Origin of the sequence: Pseudoruegeria sp. SHC-113 (genome assembly GCF_025376885.1) — a bacterium.
Taxonomy (GTDB): domain Bacteria; phylum Pseudomonadota; class Alphaproteobacteria; order Rhodobacterales; family Rhodobacteraceae; genus Pseudoruegeria.
The window spans coordinates 1,141,658-1,159,018 of sequence record NZ_JAHUBR010000001.1 but is presented as its reverse complement, the minus strand read 5'-3'; the positions used below and the strand labels follow the sequence as shown (position 1 = coordinate 1,159,018).

Genomic DNA, 17,361 nt, shown 5'->3' with positions numbered 1-17,361 from the left:
AGAACATGCTAGCCTCCCTTCCCATGACCCCTGCGATTCTGAGCCATAAACCCCACCGCCCCGCCGCCGAGGCCCCGCTGATCGGCGATCTGGGCCTTGCGAAGGCGCGCACCCATGAGTTCTGCGGCGGGGCCCGGCACACGCTGGCGATGATTCTGGCCGGCGCACAGGAGGGGCCGGTGCTCTGGATCAGCCCCGGCTGGCTGCCCGACGCGCTGCATGGGCAGGGCATGGTGCGCTTCGCCGCGCCGGGGCGCTTCCTCTTTGCCACCCCGCGCCGGCCCGAGGATCTGCTCTGGGCGATGGAGGAAGGGCTGCGCTCTGGTGCCGTGCCGCTGGTGGTGGCCGATCTGCCTGCACCGCCCGCGCTCACCCCGGTGCGCAGGCTGCACCTCGCGGCGGAGACCGGCGCGGCTGAGGGGCGCTTTGCCCCCCTTGGCCTGCTGCTCACCCCCGGCGAGGGCGGTGCGCAGGGCGTGGAAAGCCGCTGGCAGTTCGCCGCCGCCCATACCGGCGCGCAGGAGCGCTGGCAGCTGACCCGCAGCCGCGCCCGAAATGCCCCGGTGAAACGCTGGCAGGTGAGCACTCAGGCCAGCAACCGGGCCAGCAACCGAGGCCCCGCCTTCGATCTGCAGCCGGAGGCCGCGTAACCCCGCTTCCCGAAAACGTGACAGGCAAACCCGCAGCATCGGCCTAACCTAAGCCCATGCTGAAGCGACTCGCCTCTTCTCTTTGCGCCCCGTTCTTCGCCCTCTGCCTTGCCGCAACGCCCGTGGCAGCGGCGCCCGTGGGCTACGCGCTGCAGCCCGAAGCCTCCACCGTGGGCTTCAGCTATTTCCTCAACGCCGAGCGCGTGCGCGGGCAGATGCCCGTGGCCGAGGCCGACATCCGCATCGACTTCACCGATGTGAGCCGCAGCAGCGTCTCCGTCACCCTGCTGCCCGCGCGTGCCGATGCGGGCCTGCCCTTTGCCACCGAGGCCATGCTGGGCGGGCAAGTGCTGGACGTGGCCAACCACCCCACGATCACCTTCCAGAGCCGCAGCATAACCGGCTCCCCCGCCCGCGCGCAGATGCAGGGCGATCTGACCATCCGTGGTATCACACGCCCCGTCACGCTGCAGGCCCGGCTTTACCGGCAGCGCGGGCAGGCCGAGGGCGATCTGAGCCAGCTCACCATCCTGCTCACCGGGCGCATCAGCCGGGGGGCATTCGGGGCTGACGGCTTTCCGCAATTCGTGCAGGATCCGATTGACCTGTCGATCCGCGCGCGAATCCAACGCGCCCCCTGAGGCAGGCGCAAAGCCCCGGTTTCCGACACGAGGTGTCGACTTCGGGCAAGACGCGCGGCGAAGCGCCCCCCTAGCCTGAGCCTGCCTGCGGCCAAAACCGAAAGCCCTTTTGCGCCATGCGCCTGATGATCTCCTTCGCCGCCCTGTTGCTGTCGGTCGTCTTCCTGCAGCTGTCCTCCGGTGGCGTCGGCCCGCTGGACGCGCTCTCGGGCCTCGCGCTCGATTTCACACCGGCGCAGGTCGGCTTCCTTGGCTCGGCGCATTTCTTCGGCTTCTTCATCGGCTGCTGGTGGGCCCCGCGCCTGATGGGCAGCGTCGGCCCCAGCCGCGCCTTCGCCGCCTTCGCCGCCGCCGGGGCCATCGGACTTATGAGCCACATGATGATCGTGGACCCGACCGCCTGGGCGCTGATGCGTGTGGCCTCGGGCATGTGCGTGGCGGGCTGCTACACGGTGATCGAAAGCTGGCTGAACGCGAAGGTCACCAACGAAAGCCGGGGCCGCGCCATGGGCATGTACCGCGTGGTGGACATGGGGGCCTCGCTCGTTGCGCAGCTGCTGATTGCCTTTCTGGAGCCCGCGCATTTCATCTCTTACAACCTGCTCGCCATCATCTGCTGCGCCTCGCTGCTGCCGCTTGCGCTGACCACGAGCAAACCGCCCGAAGCGCCGGACTCCCCGCGCCTGCGCCCGATGATCGCCGTGCGCCGCTCGCCGCTGGCCGCTGCCGGGGTGATCGTGGCAGGGCTCACGAGCGCCGCCTTCCGCATGGTCGGCCCAATTTACGGGCAGGAGGTGGGCCTGCGCGCCGACCAGATCGGCCTGTTCCTCGCCGCCTTCGTGGCCGGGGGCGCACTGGCGCAATATCCCGTGGGCTGGCTGGCCGACAAATACGATCGCCGCTGGGTGCTGATCTGGCTCTCCGCCGCCGCCACGCTCTCCTGCATCACGACCGTTGTCGCAGGCACCGGCAGCACCGCCATCATCCTCGCCTCGGCGACGTTCTTCGGCTTCACCACATTCCCGATCTATTCTGTTTCCGCCGCGCATGCCCATGATTTCGCCGAAAGCCACGAGCGGATCGAGCTTTCAGCCGCGTTGATGTTCCTCTTCGCGCTCGGCGCCATCGCCAGCCCGGTGCTCACCTCCGCCCTGATCGAAGCCTACGGGCCGCCTGCCCTCTTCGCCTTCATCGCCCTGGGCCATGTGGTGCTGGTGGTCTTCGGCCTGACCCGGATGCGCGCCCGACCGACTGTGCCCGAGCGCACGCGCTACGTCTACGCGCCCCGCACCTCCTTCACCATTGGCCGCCTCATGGGCCGCGAGCGCGACAAGCCCACGCGGGGCAGCGCGGAAGCGGAGCCAAAGCCACGAGAAGACGACTGACGCTTTCCACCGCGCAAGCCATGCGATAAAGGGAGCCCGAACAAGAAAAAGGCGCTCCCCGCATGGCACGCATTCTCATCACCTCGGCGATCCCCTACATCAACGGGATCAAACACCTCGGCAATCTCGTCGGCTCCCAGCTGCCGGCCGATCTCTATGCCCGCTACATGCGCCAGCGTGGCAATGAGGTGATGTTCATCTGCGCCACCGACGAACACGGCACACCGGCAGAACTGGCCGCCGCCAAGGCCGGCAAGCCGGTGGAAGACTTCTGCGCCGAAATGCACGCCGTGCAGGCCGGGATCGCCGATGGCTTCCGGCTGTCCTTCGATCACTTCGGCCGCTCGTCTTCGGCGCGCAACCGCGTGCTGACCCAGCATTTCGCCGGCAAACTGGCCGAGAATGGCTACATCACCGAAGTGAGCGAGAAGCAGGTCTACTCCCACGCCGATGGCCGCTTCCTGCCGGATCGCTACATCGAAGGCACCTGCCCCAACTGCGGCTACGACAAGGCTCGCGGCGATCAGTGCGAAAACTGCACCAAGCAGCTGGATCCGACCGATCTGATCGATCCGCGCTCCGCGATTTCCGGCTCCACCGATCTGGAAGTGCGCGAAACCAAGCACCTCTACCTGCGCCAATCCGCGCTGAAGGATCAGCTGGACAGCTGGATCGACAGCAAGGCCGACTGGCCCGTGCTCACCACCTCGATTGCCAAGAAATGGCTGCATGATGGCGACGGCCTGCAGGACCGGGGCATCACCCGCGATCTGCACTGGGGTGTGCCCGTGAAAAAAGGCACCGAGGACTGGCCCGGCATGGAGGGCAAGGTCTTCTACGTCTGGTTTGACGCGCCCATCGAATATATCGCCGGCACCGCCGAATGGGCCGATGCCAATGGCAAGACGGATGCCGATTGGGAGCGCTGGTGGCGCACCGACAAGGGCGCTGAGGATGTGCGCTACGTGCAGTTCATGGGCAAGGACAACGTGCCCTTCCACACGCTCTCCTTCCCGGCCACGATCATGGGCTCGGGCGAGCCGTGGAAGCTTGTCGATTACATCAAGTCCTTCAACTACCTGAACTATGATGGCGGCCAGTTCTCCACCAGCCAGGGACGCGGCGTGTTCATGGATCAGGCCTTGGCGATCCTGCCCGCCGACTACTGGCGCTGGTGGCTGCTGAGCCATGCGCCGGAGAACTCCGACAGCGAGTTCACATGGGAGAATTTCCAGGCCTCGGTGAACAAGGATCTGGCCGACGTGCTGGGCAATTTCGTCTCCCGCGTCACCAAGTTCTGCCGTTCGAAGTTCGGCGAAGTGGTGCCGGAGGGCGGAGCTTTTGGCCCGGCCGAAGCCCAGCTGATCGCCGATCTGGAAACCCGCGTGCGCGCCTATGAGGGCTTCATGGAAGCCATGGAAGTGCGCAAGGCCGCAGGCGAGCTGCGCGCCATCTGGGTGCTGGGCAACGAGTACCTGCAGGCCGCCGAGCCCTGGGCCAAGTTCAAAACTGATCCCGAGGCCGCCGCCGCGATAGTGCGCCTCTCGCTGAACCTGATCCGCCTCTACGCGATCCTCTCCGCCCCCTTCATCCCCGATGCCGCAGCCGCCATGCTGCAGGCAATGCAGACCAAGGACGACAGTTGGCCCGGCGATCTGGAAGGCGCGCTGGCCGCTTTGCCCTCGGGCCATCCCTTCTCGGTGCCCGACGTCATGTTCCGCAAAATCTCCGACGAGGAGCGTGAAGGCTGGCAGACTGAATTCGCCGGGCAGCGCAGCTAAGCAACCCTTCGCCCGGGCACATTTCAAGAGCCGCGGGGCAGATGCTGCATCGTTCTGCCGAACACAACACCGGCCCCCAACCAAAAAACCCGCGCCATCGGCGCGGGTTTCTTTTGCTGCGCTCTGCCCTTTGCCTTTTAAGCCCGAAGAATTGATCTACCAAACGTGTCCACGTTCGCCGGTGTCCGCCCCGCTACACCAGAGGATGAAGTCAATCGCCCACCCCCGGCGCAGGCCAAGCGCGAGCCCAAGGCAGGCACATACTTTTTAGAAGCATCTGCCCGGTCGGCGCTGCGCATTTGAGCCTTTGAGCGCGCAACAACTACAGCTCTTGATCCCTCTGTTGGAGCCGTGAACCATGAAACCCTATTCCCGGACAGATGGAAAAGGAACCCGGCATCGGCTTGCGAAACCCCGCCAACCCCCTGCTCTTCGAACCAGGCCTCAAGCTGCTCCGGGGCAACGCCGCGCCCAGATCACAACCCTGCGATTTTTCGCGCTCTCCCCCGGCTCCCCCTCGATCGGGTCACTTTCGCCCATGGCTTCAATGGCGATCTGAATCTCCTGCGGTGCCATGCGTTCCTGCAATAGAGCACGCACGCGTTCGGCGCGTTTTTCCGAAATCCGCAGATTCGCCGCTTCCGGGCCGACAGTGTCTGAATGCCCGACAAGAAGCAGGCAAGCCCCGGCCATGACTTCGGTTTTCATCACCCCGGCCAAATCCGTCAGAAGCTTGTCGGATTCCGGGGTCAGACGATCGGAGCCCGACGCGAAGAAGAGCACATCCGTCTCCATATTGACGGCGCTCGGCGCTTTCGAAAACCCGTCCGCCCCTTGCGCATGCACCCCTTTAGAAAGCGGCAGGACGGCAGCGATCAACAGACAGGTTCTTAGGAAAGGGGCAACAGCCATAAGCAAGCCTCCGGCAGGGATTCAACGCAGAACATACCCGTGAGGTTGACCGGAAAATCCTAACATTTTCTGAATGTTGATCTTTTCCTTTTGCCGCCCGTGAGCCGGGTTTTGTTTACCCTATCTTTCCGACTCACATGCATACCTCGAAGGGAAATCCCGCTCACTCAAGGATGCTTACATGCCAGACACCCGCCACAGATGGATCGACGCGCTGCGACTCGCGGCCGGGGTCTCCATGGTGGGGCTGCACGCATCGTCCGACGCGGCTGGCCAACCTTATCCAGACGCCGAGCTGGCCGAAAAGGCCTTCCCCCTCATCGCGCGCGCGTTCATTTACACCGCCCGCACCGAGTTGTTCATCCTGATCTCGCTTTTTCTGTTGGTCATGGCACTGGATCGCCGCCCCCGCCCCTATGCCACAACTATCAAAGAGCAAACGCGCCGGTTGCTGGTGCCTTTCCTGTTCTGGACGGGTTTCTATGCAGTTTGGAACCTGCAAAAAGCCAGCGCTTTCGGCTACCTGGACGGCTACCAGAACGTTCTTGCAAGCCCGTCGGAATGGCTGAGGTTTCTAGTGCTCGGCAGCAGCAAGTACCACATGCATTTCCTGCCAACCATGTTCGGACTCGTCCTGGCCTACCCGCTTTTCCTCTGCGCGGTGAAACGCCCCTGGCTTGGAGTCCTGTTTCTTTTTGGCCTGGCGCTGAAACGGGAAGCCGATGTATTCCTCTGGGTCAACGCTCAGGATCTGCCGGGGTTCGACTATATCCTGCGCACCTTGAAGATCCTCTCATACTGCGGTTACGGGCTTTTGGCGGGCGCTTTCTATGGGCTCTCAAAACGCTACGGCCATGGCCGCTGGCCCCGGCAGGCACTGGCGGTCGCCGTATCTCTTGGCCTTGTGCTGCTTGCGATCAAGTTCTGGCACACCGCCCGGATCATGGTGCGCGGGGATTGGGACTATAATTTCACCCCGGGCTACTGGGCTGATTACACGATGCCTGCCGTCCTGTTTGTTTGCGCCATGCTCTTGGCGAACCGCCGCTGGCCCGGCTGGGTATCGCGGCTGGCACCCTACAGCTTTGGGATCTACCTGTGCCACCCGATTTTCCTTGATCTCGCAGAGTCCACCACAGCAAAAACCCACCTTGGGCCAACAGGGCAGTTCCTTGCAGAAGTCGGCTTTGCACTTGTCGCGACAAGTTTTTTCGTTCTGGCCCTTTCGCGTCTGAACAGCCTCGCATGGACGATTGGCATGGGGCCTATGCCCCGCCTCACCCAATTTTTCTCACTTCAACGATCCAACCAACAGGAGCGTGCGCATGTTTGAGCTCACCGATCGGATCGGCGGCATCGCTGTCTTTGCTGTGAAAAGCCCTCGCTTGCCGGCCCCGCTCTACCCGGCTCTCGAAAGCCTGCTCTCTGGTCAGGTGGCTCTGAAAACACCTGGAGTAGTGCTGGAGTTCACCAAGGCTCATACGCCGGACATGGCGGCACTCGGCGCTCTGCTTGAGATCTACCGTCGTTTTTCGCCGTTTTGCCAGATTGCGGTGTGCGGCTTGCCGGATCCCGCCGGCTTCGAGGAAAGCAGCCACCCGATCACGGCCTGGCTGCCTCTGTTTGAAACCCGCAAAGACGCGCTTGAAAGCGAGGGGCTTCGCCGCCTGCGTCTGGCAGACCGGCAGGCCATTGTTCTGGCTGGAGAGCGCCACCCCGGCCCACCCTCGCACAATGTGCCCCTCGGATTGCTCCCGGTCTTCGGAACCACCTTGCTTCACGGCACGCTGCAGGGGCTAAGCGCAGAAGGCATCGCCGAGATCACGCTTGACTGCGGCCCGGACGGTGAGGAAATCCGCTCCCATGCCCTGCGCGCGCTTGTCCCGGCGCAAACCCTCCGCCCCTACAACAACGCCTACTGCGGGCGTGAAGCCGGCTCTGCCCTGCTGGCCCTGCACAGGGATCTGAGTGCCTTCGAGCGCGAGTGCCTTGTGGTCTTTGGCCACGCGGCGTCCACTGCAGGTATCCCGGATCTCTTGGAGGCACATCGCACATCGAACTGCGCAGTCAGCCTCGCGATAGCCGGCTCATCCGGCAGCATGATCCTTGCAGATCTCAACGCGGTGGCCGCCAGCAAGGCTTCCTTTGCCGGGGTAGCCGTTTTCTCCGCGGGCGCGCTGGACGGATTGAACCTCTCGCCCGGGCGCGGCTTCTTTTCCACATTGCTGCCAGACATGATGCGCAGGGGCCAAACCGTGCAAAGTTTCGCCGCCGCCGCGCATAAGCCCTTGGTTAGCGACAGTGCTGTCTATTTCGGCCACCTGCGCGCGTCGCTCGCTGAGCGGCTCGCGGGAGTGAACGGCCGAACCCTTCTCGTGGAACCCAGCGCGAGGTTGTCGCGCCGGGCGCAGATCTCTGGCCCGTGCTACATCGGTTCGGACGTCGAGATCGCTGCTGGATGCAGAATTTCCGGGCCGGCGATCATCGAAACCGGGTGCCGGCTCGGGCGTGGAACGGAGGTTGTGAGCAGCGTGCTTACCTCTCTGCTGACCCCGGCAACCGGTGGCCGTCTGCACAACGTCGTCGCGGCCCCCGGCTGGCAACTGCCGATCCTTGCGGCAAACGATGGCAGTCGCCGAGCGGTAGAACAGGCGCAGCCATCGGCAGCGCCTCTCACCAGTTCGGTTGCACGGGTGGCAGCGCAGAGCAGCCTCGCCCTTGCCCGGCCCCTCCAATGAGCAACTCCATGGGTTACCATTTCGCCCCCTTCGAGGGCCGCAAGCCGCCCCATTGGACGCCTCCATCCAAAGAGCAGTTGCGGTGCTGGCACTTTCTGGCTGCGCTCAGCCTTGGCCAGGGCACCTGGTATTTGTATTGGCGGTGGAGTGAAACACTGAACCCGGACGCCCTTCTGTTTTCCATCAGCGTGGCTGGCGCCGAAACACTCGCCTTCGTCGGCTGCCTTCTGTTCTTCCACGACATTTGGAGCCTCGCGGACACCCCTCGCGCCATGCCGCCCGAAAGGGCGCAGGATGTTGGGCTCGTTGGGAACCGGCAGATAGTGATCGACGTTCTCATCACAACCTACAATGAAGATCCCGGAATCGTGGCCCTATCCATCCAAGCTGCGAAAGCCTTGCATGTGCCGCCCGGGTGCCGCGCTTTGATCCATATTCTGGACGATGGTGACAGGGCTGAGATGGCCATTCGGGCGGCAAAGGAAGGCGTCAATTACATTGCCCGGCAGCAGAACACCGGCTTCAAAGCCGGAAACCTGCGGCATGCCCTGCTGCGCACCACAGGCGATTTTTTCGTGATCTGCGATGCGGACACACGCGTTTTGCCCGGGTTTCTGGAGAACACGTTGGGCTATTTTCGCGACGCAAAGGTCGCCTGGGTTCAAACGCCGCATTGGTTCTACGATCTGCCCGCCAAGCGCGGTGGAACACGCGAAGCCGACGTCTTCCTGTCTGACCCGGGGCTTTTCTTCGATGTGATTCAGCGGCGGAGGCACCGCAACAATGCTTCGTTCTGTTGCGGTGCAGGGTCCATTCATCGGCGCGAAGCCGTGTTCGATACCGCCTTGTCAGGTTACGCCCGGCATCTTGCGCAATCGGCTCCAGGGCCCATTGGTTTTACAAACCGCGATCTGCAACCGTTTCGATACCATGTCTCCGAGGACATCTACACCTCGATCCTGACGCAGGCAGAGCCTGAAGCAAGGTGGCGATCCGTCTACCATCCGGACGTTGAAAGTCGGATGCTGAGCCCATGGGGCATCAAGGCTTGGGCCACGCAGCGCCTGAAGTATGCCGGTGGCAGCCTCGATATCCTGTTTCACAACAACCCCTTACGCATGCGTAGCCTGCCCTGGCACACCAAGCTTCACTATGCGGCAACATTTTGGTCCTACCTGTCCTGCCTGTGGCTGCCGATCCTTCTTGCCGCGCCGGTTGTGGCGCTTGCCACGGGCACCGCGCCGCTCAAGGCCGATATTTCCACCTTCTTCCTGCATCTTTTGCCAATGCTTGTGGCCACGGAGCTTGCTCTGATTGCGGGGTGTTGGGGCCATGACGTCAACAAGGGGCGCCTGCTTGCTGTCGCCACGTTACCGCTGACACTGCGGGCCTTCTGGCAGGTTCTGCGCAAGCAGCGTATCGGTTTCAAACCCACCCCCAAAACCCCCCTTTTCTCAGATGCCATTCGAACCGTCTGGCCACATTTCGCACTGATCGGCGCGACGGTCTGCGCTGTCGTCTTTGCCACCTGGCAGGCGGCCTTCGGGCAGTCGGGGCTAGGCCTGCCGTTCCTGCTCGTCAATCTGTTTTGGGCTGCATGGAACGTTTTTCTGTTGTCGGCCGCACCGCGCGCCGCGCTTTGGAGGCCTGCGCCGCTGTCTCAAACATACGACAAGATGGTGGAAGGATCGCACCCATGAACGCTTTTAGACTCTATCGCCCCAACTTCGCCTTCCTGTTTGGCCTCTGCGCGGCCGCAGCCGTGGCCGTCGCTGTTGAACACCGCAGCGCATCCTTCGATCCCGTTTCTGTGCTCGAGCTCGCCCCGGCGGAGGTCTCCGATCCTCTCCCCCTGGCACCGCAAAGCACACTCACCGCCGCAGACATGCAGGCCGCGCAAACGGCCTGGGCATATTTTTCTGAAAACACGCAACCACAGACAGGGCTTGTCAACGCGGTGGACGGCTTCCCGTCAGTTACGCTCTGGGACTTTGGCTCTTACCTGTTTGCATTGGTTTCAGCGAACAAGCTTGGCATCCTGCCGAATTCAGACTTTGAAGACCGCGCCCAGCGTGCCCTTGCCGCGCTTGCTCGCATGCCCCTCTACGAAGGGCTCCTGCCCAACAAGGCCTATGACACGCAATCCCTCGCCATGGTGAACTACCAGAACGAAAGCTCCGAGCGCGGCGTTGGCTGGTCTGCGGTTGATTTGGGGCGGTTGATGTTGGCCCTCAAGGCGCTACAGCTCCACGCGCCCGATATGACCCCGGTAATCCACGAAGCCGTCGCGCGCTGGTCTTTCGAGGCGCTCATCTCGGATGGGATGCTATTCGGCGCAACGCGCGACGCAGACACACAGGAACACAAGCTCGTACAGGAAGGGCGGCTGGGATACGAGCAATACGCCGCGCGGGCGCTCATGCGGTCAGGGCTTGGGGCCACCCGTGCGGTGTCGGCTGCCAATACCGTGACCTGGACAGAGGTTTTGAACGTGCCCGTGCCTGACGATCGCCGGAGCCATCGCAGGTTCGATGCGATTACAACCACCCTGAGCGAGCCCTATGTTCTGATGGGACTGGAACTCGGGCTCGATGACGATGGCTGGCAGCAGGCCTCTCAGGTGCTGCGCGCCATGCAGGCCCGCCACGCGGACACCGGGATCCTGACTATGCTCTCAGAAGACCATATCGATGCCCCGCCTTATTTTCTCTACGGCGCGGTTCTTGGAAATGGCAGAGCCTGGACAGCACTTGCGGAAGACGGCAGCCATCACGATGCGCTGCTCAGCCAATCCCTGAAAGCGGCTTTCGGCTGGGAGGCCCTGTTTGGCGGCCCTTACGCCGGAAGGGTCCGGGCACATGTCACCCGGGAAACCGCGACAGAACGTGGCTGGATGGCCGGCGTATATGAAGCCGGATCGCGCCCCAACACCGCCCTTGCCCTGAACACGAATGCCGTTGTTCTTGAAGCGCTACACTACAAGGCTTTTGGCCCATTGGTTCCACCCGGCCGGCTCTGAACGGCGGACAAAATGGTCAACGGCGCGTCTGAATCCCGTCCCTTGCCACGGAAACGGATTTTAGAACCGCATGACACGCCAACCCTTCGCGCAGATCCAGCGCCATCGCACTGCGCTTGGTGACCCGCGCCAGAAGCCGCATGTCGCCATTTGCAAGTTGGACAAGGACCCCGGGGCCATGGCCTTGCTTCACAGACGTCACAACAACAGGCAAGATGTTCAAAGCGGAGATGCCGCGTGGTGGCTCCAGTGCAATCATCACGTCTTGCGCTTCGATCCGCAGGCGAACAGCCGCCCCTTTCTCAGCAGATAATCCAGGCAGGAACAAACGCCCGCCGGGCACCGCAACCTCCGCAAGCCCGTCCGAATACGCTCCTTCCACCCGCCCTTCCACCACTGCGCCCGCTTCGCGAACCCCCAAGACGGGTGCGAGCTCAGGGTCTGAAAAAACATCCGCAGCCGGGCCGAACGCAGCGACACGCCCCCGTTCTAAAACCACAATCGTATCCGCAAGGCGCGCGGCTTCCGAAATATTGTGGGTCACGTAGAGCATGGGCACGGCACGTTCCTGAGCGAGCCGTTCGATATAGGGAAGCAAATCGGCTTTGCGCCCCTCATCCAATGCCGCCATGGGTTCATCCATCAACAGGACGTCCGGGCCAGATAACAAGGCCCGCCCCAAGGCCACGCGCTGCCGCTCCCCGCCAGACAACCGCGCCGGTGCACGTTTGAGAAGCCCACCCAACCCAAGCAGGGCGACGAGTTCCTGAAAATCCGCGTTGCGCGCAATCCCCCTTCGCCGCGCGCCATAGAGAAGATTGCTCTCCACCGACATGTGCGGAAACAAGCGCGCATCCTGAAAGACGTAGCCAATCCGGCGCGCTCTTGGCGGCAGAAAGCGGCCCGAGCCGCTGTCCATCAGCACCTCTTGTCCCAGCGAGATCCGGCCCACATCCGGGCGCAGAATGCCTGCAATCGCATTGACAACCGTTGTCTTCCCGCAACCAGAAGGCCCCAGCAACACGGTAATGCCGGCAGCGGCTTTGAAGCGGATATCGAAGGCCAAACCGGGGAAGGTATGTTGGAAATCGACCTTGAGCATCAGCCCCCCTGCATCCGACGGGCCATTCGGTGCGCGATCCATTCCGAGAGGAAAATCGCGACAAGGGAGATGGCGACCGCCAAGAAGGCAAGCTCCAACGCGGCCGCTTCCTGCCCCGGGATCTGCAGATTTGTGTAGATTGCCAAGGGGAGCGTGCGCGTTTCACCGGGAATGTTGGACACGAAGGTGATCGTGGCGCCGAATTCTCCCAGAGACTTGGCGAAGGCCAAAACCACCCCAGCAAGGATGCCTGGCAGCACCAGGGGCAGGGTCACCGTGAAGAATGCCACAGAGCGGCGCGCTCCGAGGGTCTCCGCCGCGATTTCCAACCTGGGGTCCACAGCGTCGAGCGCAAGCCGGATCGCGCGCACCATCAGGGGAAAAGCCATCACAGCCGCCGCCAAAGCAGCGCCTGTCCAGCGGAAGGCCAGCGTCAGCCCCAGTGTTTCCTCTAAAAACCGCCCCAGCGGCGCGTTTGGCGCAAAGAGGCGCAACAAGATGAAACCGGTCACGACGGGCGGCATGATAAGGGGCAGATACACGAATGCATTGAGAAGGGGTTTTGCCGCAAACCGGGTGCGCGAGAGAAGATAGGCAACCACCACTGCCACAGGCAGGCTAAGGATCGTCGCCACGGAAGCAACCTTTACGGAAAGGCAGACGACCTGCCATTCCTCCGCACCGAGGCCCATCACTTGCCGGGCCCCGCCAGGGGTGCGAAACCATGAGCTGCGAAGAGGCTCTGACCTTCCGCCGACATCAGAAGCTCGAGGAAGGCCGCGGCTTGATCGCCTATCCTGACCACCGGGTAGCGGATCTGATCATGGCTGGCATCGGGAAACTGCGCCGCGATGCGCACCTTCGGTTCTGCCAGAGCGTCTGAGCGGTAGACAATTCCTGAGGTCACGGCACCCGCCGCCACCAGTGCCATCGCCACGCGGACGTTTTCTGTCTCAACGACATTGGGGCCGACTGCCTCCCAAAGCCCGAGGTTTTCCAGAGCCTGTCGCCCATAGATCCCCGCCGGTACGGCTTCGGTCAAACCCATGGCAATGCGAGATCCGAAGAGCTCTGCACTCAACTCGCTTCTTAGGCTTTCAGATCCCTCATTGGGCACGATAGCGACAAGGGCGTTTCCAGCAACAAATCCGGATGGCTTCGCCTCAGGGCGCGCCGTCACGAGCCATTCGGCCCAGGCCGTGTTGGCCGAGATGAAGAGATCCGCCGGCGCTCCAGCAGCGATTTGACGCGCCAGCGCTCCGCTGCCAGCATAGACCAAAACAACCTCCTCGCCCGCTCGAGCCTCATAGAGATCCGCTGCTGTCTGAAGCACTTCTTGCAGGCTCGCGGCAGCAAAAACACGCAGTTCGCCCGCTGCAAATGCGGCTCCGCTTGCCAGAGACGAAAGCGCCACAGAAACTGCGACGGCGAGGCAGCGCATCAGCTGGCAGGGCAGCACGGGCATGGAGCATTGGCCTTCTCACAGGTGTCCTGTGCATATTTATAGCGGCTTGCCAAGCGTTTGGAAGCCGCCTGCCAGTGCCTTTACCGGCCAACCTACTCCAATACGGATTTGAAATAGGCTGAAAGGGTCAGGTACTCCTCCAGATCGTTTGTTGGAACATTTGGCGTCATATCAATCTGCATCGGCTCTGTTCCTGCGTTTGCCACCACCATCGCCGGGCCAGCGGAGGCCGGCGCGGCCACAGCCCGCTCAAGTGACGGGAAAAGCGTGGCCTCTCCCGTTTCGCCCCCCCCGAATGGAGCACCTTGCACGGCCTCGGCGGGCCCCGCTCCCGAAAGGCTTGCGTCCAGTTCGGCGAGAATACGATCAACTTCGCGGGTTCGGAACAGATCGATCATCTCCTTATCCGTGGATGGGTCCACAACGGAAAAGGGATCGCCCGTCAAAGATGCCGTACCGGCCGCCATGGGCGGGCCGGCAACTGCAGTATGGCGCGCCGGAGAGGAAATCATCGAGATCACCATTTGTGCTACGTCGGGGGGCACATCATATGCCGTCTGCAGCGTTTCACTGAGGGCCGCGAGGCTGGGCTGTTCCGAAGCCTCCCCCCAGACGACACCAGGTGCGACCGCCGCAGCAGCTTCGCCGGTTCGCCCCAGGAAATCGTCAAGGCTGGCGCTTGGTGCCGCATAGAGTTGCCCTGTCGTCTCTTCCTGGCCGGCCGCGGCACCGAAAGCGGCGGCTTCCCCTGCGGCTCCCATGTCGGTGGGCGGGGTGAAGGGATCAACAGTCACTGCAGCTTGCTCGATCGCGCGAGGTGCGGTGTTGGCGAAGAGCGATTCCAAGGCGGCAACGGCGCTCTCAAGCCGTGCAATGCGCTCTTCTAATGCGCCGGCCTCACCAAGCGGTACATGAAGTGTGGCGCCAATCGGTTGTTCTGCAGAAAAGCCGGGCGCCATGGGTTTGTCCATGGTTCCGCTCGCGGACGCTTCCTCTTCCAGCAAAGCACGCAGCATGGAGAGCTCACTTCGCACCTCCGCCAGTTCGTCCTGCTGGCCAGAGATCGCCTGAAGTGCGGGGGCGATCCCCTGTTCGGCCGCGACCGGTGCGACCGGCAACACGGCTTGCGGCTGAGGCATCGGGCTTTGCCAACTGGCCGCCTGGGTGATCCCACCGGCCTTATTTGCCCGTGAGTTCGGAACCGGCCACCCCCGCGGAAGGATGGTGTAATCCTGCCGAGCCATGACCCAGCGCAGATAGGTGGAAACGGCAGAAAACCCGATCAGGGAAATCCGATCGAACTCTTCCCCGCCACGCCGGACGACAAGCTCGCCCCCCGCCATCAGCAGGGCTTCAAAACGCGAATCCAGAGGGTGAAGCAGCCGCGGCGGAAGCTGAATTTCCGTCACGCCCTCCGCGATGTGGAACGTATCCCCCTCGGCAATCCCTTCGATGCGCAATTGCAACTGGCCGCGCGCGTTCAGAAACAGGCCCAGCGCCCCTTTGCGGCCCATGCAGCTATAGGTCCGGGGGCGGCAGATGACCTCAAACACATCGGTATCCAGCCGCGGCGCGGGGGAGAAGCGGGCATAGCCATCCGGATCGAACCGAAAATAAACACCTTCCACCAGCCCCTCCTGAAAGGTGGGCCACCCGAATGAGCCTCGCAGGCTCTGCCTTGCTTCCTGGGCCCCGATGGCAAAGGGCAGAGAGGTATCGAGTATGGCATTCTCGGAGTCGAACCGCTCGGCGGGATCCTCGGCCGTGGGTGACTGGGCTGCGAGCGGTGACAGGGCCAGAAGGCTGGCCAGGCCCGCAACCAGCGCATATTGCGAAGAACGGTGCATCAGAAATCCTCCTCGGATTGGACGGAATGGCGCAAGGCGGGCAGCCAGTTTTCCTCGCGCGGGGGATCGGGGTACTTGCGGCGCTCGCGGATGTCCTGATCGCGGAAAGCGGTATACCAAACCTCCGTTTCGCCGCGATATGGGGTCAGGATTGGCCCCTGAACCTTGTGGAGCAGGGCCGCGAGAATAATGCCGTTGTTGTTGGCGGTGAAAATTTCGACCTTGCCCTGACCACGCTCGTACAGCCCCTCATACATGCCGTTTTCCGGGTCGTAGAGTTCGATCACAGCCTCAAAGAGCTCATTTGTGTAAGGCGTATCCCAGAGTGCCCAGAGGCCCATCGCCGCCTTTGCGGCAATCGCAGCATGGTCCGGCGCATAATCGCCCCGTGGTGTGACCGTGTTCCACGGGTAGCCATCGGAAAAAATCGTATCGTAGGTGAAGTAGGGCGGGCCCTTCACATTGTGCTCGCTGCGCGCTGTCATGAACCCGGTTTGCCGCCAGCGGTTTTCCTGAACCTGGTAGATCCGATCGGCGAACTCCGCCCGCCACCCATCGGAATGGACGCGTTCCGGCGAACTGTCATCGTGCGGCAGATCAAACCCAAGTTCGAGCCCGTCCTGCAGATAGGATTCCGTGACCACGTAATTCTGGGAGTGGAAGATCCGCGGATCGCGCCCATCATAGGGAACCGCGACACCAAAGATGCTGGCCGTCAGATAGGGCTCGGCCCGGTGGGCCAGCAGCGGGCGAAACCCCCAGAGCGCAAAGCCTTTGGCCGCATATTCCTCGTAGCCAAGCCGCCCCTCCTGTGCATAGACCGTTTCACCGGTCTCTTTGTCGACATAAGCGCCAAACAACAGGCCTTCGCTGTCGATCACATTGTGGAAATCCCACTTAAGCAGGATCGAATCCACCGAGTTGCCGAGGTAGGGGTAGCGGTTCTTGATGATCCGCATCCACACGAGAAACCGGCCGATATCCAGCGCGGAAAAGCCGATCTCACCCGGTTTGTTGGTATAGTCGACCTGCTCGGCCGTTTTCGTGTGGTATACTTTGTTCGGCAATTCCCCCCGAAACAATTTCAGATCCTTGACCGTCGTCAGCAGCCGGAAAATCCGAATGTCAAATTCCGGCTTCTCGATCAGACAAAGCTCATAGGCCGCCACCAGCCCGCTGACATAGCTTGCGGTGTCCCACAGGGTGGTAGACGGAAAGTTCCCCACGCTATTGGCAAGGCCAGTGGTTTCCTGAGTGAATTTTTCGAAGTAATGCCAAGCAACCTTGGCAGCGCGCAACTCGCGCTCTGTCAGGAACCCCCGGCGGGCCTTATAGCTGCGCACATATTCGTTGTGTCGCGTGTAGCCGGGCTTCAGGGGGACATCGAGGGCAAGCCTGTCAAAGTAGTCGGGTTCCATTTCGCACATGCGCGGCGGCTTCACCCGTGGTGCATCCCCCCGGATCAGACTTGTGGTGTGCACCGGCATGTTACCCCGCATGAGCGCCGGAATGTTATCCAATTCGCTGCCGGCAATAATCGGGATCACCTCTTCTTCCTGGAACAATAGGATTTCCCGTGCGCGCGTGCCAATGCCTGCCGCCGCTGCCGTAAGAAACAGCGCCGAGAGTGCAAGAACAAAAACACCGTAGCCCGCTGACTTTCTTGATGTTTTGCTTCCAGACATGACGCAGACCCTTCCTAAGCACATAAATCCTTGGTCTCTGGCCTTCTACCCGCTACATCCTTAACAAGCGCATAAACCTTGCCCGCAAATTCCCCGAATTTGTTTCGAAGTTTTCTCGTCTTCGAGCGTGCCGCTG

Annotated in this window: 14 protein-coding genes; 8 read left to right on the top strand and 6 right to left on the bottom strand. The window is 62.4% G+C overall.

All coding sequences use genetic code 11. From position 1 onward, the window contains the following. Window positions 1-23: 23 nt before the first annotated feature. From KVX96_RS05680 to metG, 4 genes are all read left to right on the top strand, one after another. Window positions 24-650 (top strand): ImuA family protein, encoded by a 627-nt coding sequence (locus tag KVX96_RS05680; protein ID WP_261193342.1) that lies wholly within the window; start codon window positions 24-26, stop codon window positions 648-650. A 122-nt stretch (window positions 651-772) separates the two neighbouring features. Continuing rightward, on the top strand, window positions 773-1,291 hold the full coding sequence (locus KVX96_RS05675; RefSeq protein WP_261193341.1) for a YceI family protein: 519 nt from the start codon (window positions 773-775) through the stop codon (window positions 1,289-1,291). A 116-nt stretch (window positions 1,292-1,407) separates the two neighbouring features. After that, the gene (locus tag KVX96_RS05670) at window positions 1,408-2,676 is read left to right on the top strand and encodes an MFS transporter (RefSeq protein ID WP_261193340.1); all 1,269 of its coding nucleotides are present in this window, start codon (window positions 1,408-1,410) and stop codon (window positions 2,674-2,676) included. Between the two features lie 62 nt (window positions 2,677-2,738). Continuing rightward, window positions 2,739-4,457 (top strand): methionine--tRNA ligase, encoded by a 1,719-nt coding sequence (metG, locus tag KVX96_RS05665; RefSeq protein WP_261193339.1) that lies wholly within the window; start codon window positions 2,739-2,741, stop codon window positions 4,455-4,457. 444 nt (window positions 4,458-4,901) lie between these two features. Here the strand turns inward: metG and KVX96_RS05660 are convergent, their stop codons facing one another. Then, on the bottom strand, window positions 4,902-5,336 hold the full coding sequence (locus KVX96_RS05660) for an OmpA family protein (RefSeq protein WP_261193338.1): 435 nt from the start codon (window positions 5,334-5,336) through the stop codon (window positions 4,902-4,904). Window positions 5,337-5,550: 214 nt separating this feature from the next. On the opposite strand from KVX96_RS05660, the gene KVX96_RS05655 reads away from it, so the two are divergent. Genes KVX96_RS05655 through KVX96_RS05640 form a run of 4 tightly spaced genes read left to right on the top strand, consistent with a single transcriptional unit; the run spans window position 5,551 to window position 11,126 of the window. Beyond that, entirely contained in the window at window positions 5,551-6,702 is a 1,152-nt protein-coding gene (locus tag KVX96_RS05655; protein WP_261193337.1) for an acyltransferase, read from the top strand. After that, entirely contained in the window at window positions 6,695-8,107 is a 1,413-nt protein-coding gene (locus tag KVX96_RS05650; RefSeq protein WP_261193336.1) for an NDP-sugar synthase, read from the top strand. The genes KVX96_RS05655 and KVX96_RS05650 overlap by 8 nt, the downstream gene beginning before the upstream one ends. An 8-nt stretch (window positions 8,108-8,115) precedes the next feature. Next, window positions 8,116-9,807 (top strand): cellulose synthase catalytic subunit, encoded by a 1,692-nt coding sequence (locus KVX96_RS05645; RefSeq protein WP_261193335.1) that lies wholly within the window; start codon window positions 8,116-8,118, stop codon window positions 9,805-9,807. Beyond that, window positions 9,705-11,126 carry a DUF3131 domain-containing protein gene (locus KVX96_RS05640; RefSeq protein WP_261193334.1) on the top strand — a complete coding sequence of 474 codons (1,422 nt, stop codon included), beginning with the start codon at window positions 9,705-9,707 and terminating at the stop codon, window positions 11,124-11,126. The genes KVX96_RS05645 and KVX96_RS05640 overlap by 103 nt, the downstream gene beginning before the upstream one ends. 16 nt (window positions 11,127-11,142) lie before the next feature. Here the strand turns inward: KVX96_RS05640 and modC are convergent, their stop codons facing one another. The 5 genes from modC to KVX96_RS05615 form a co-directional block, all read right to left on the bottom strand. Continuing rightward, window positions 11,143-12,228 (bottom strand): molybdenum ABC transporter ATP-binding protein, encoded by a 1,086-nt coding sequence (modC, locus tag KVX96_RS05635; protein ID WP_261193333.1) that lies wholly within the window; start codon window positions 12,226-12,228, stop codon window positions 11,143-11,145. Next, window positions 12,228-12,920: a molybdate ABC transporter permease subunit gene (modB, locus tag KVX96_RS05630; protein ID WP_409977084.1), complete on the bottom strand. Its 693-nt coding sequence runs from the start codon at window positions 12,918-12,920 to the stop codon at window positions 12,228-12,230. Before modB ends, modC begins: the two co-directional genes overlap by 1 nt. Then, window positions 12,920-13,693: a molybdate ABC transporter substrate-binding protein gene (gene modA / locus KVX96_RS05625; RefSeq protein ID WP_261193331.1), complete on the bottom strand. Its 774-nt coding sequence runs from the start codon at window positions 13,691-13,693 to the stop codon at window positions 12,920-12,922. Before modA ends, modB begins: the two co-directional genes overlap by 1 nt. A 92-nt stretch (window positions 13,694-13,785) precedes the next feature. Then, window positions 13,786-15,540, bottom strand: coding sequence for a hypothetical protein (locus tag KVX96_RS05620; protein WP_261193330.1), 1,755 nt, complete (start codon window positions 15,538-15,540; stop codon window positions 13,786-13,788). After that, entirely contained in the window at window positions 15,540-17,225 is a 1,686-nt protein-coding gene (locus tag KVX96_RS05615; RefSeq protein ID WP_261193329.1) for a DUF3131 domain-containing protein, read from the bottom strand. The genes KVX96_RS05620 and KVX96_RS05615 overlap by 1 nt, the downstream gene beginning before the upstream one ends. Between the last annotated feature and the right edge of the window lie 136 nt (window positions 17,226-17,361).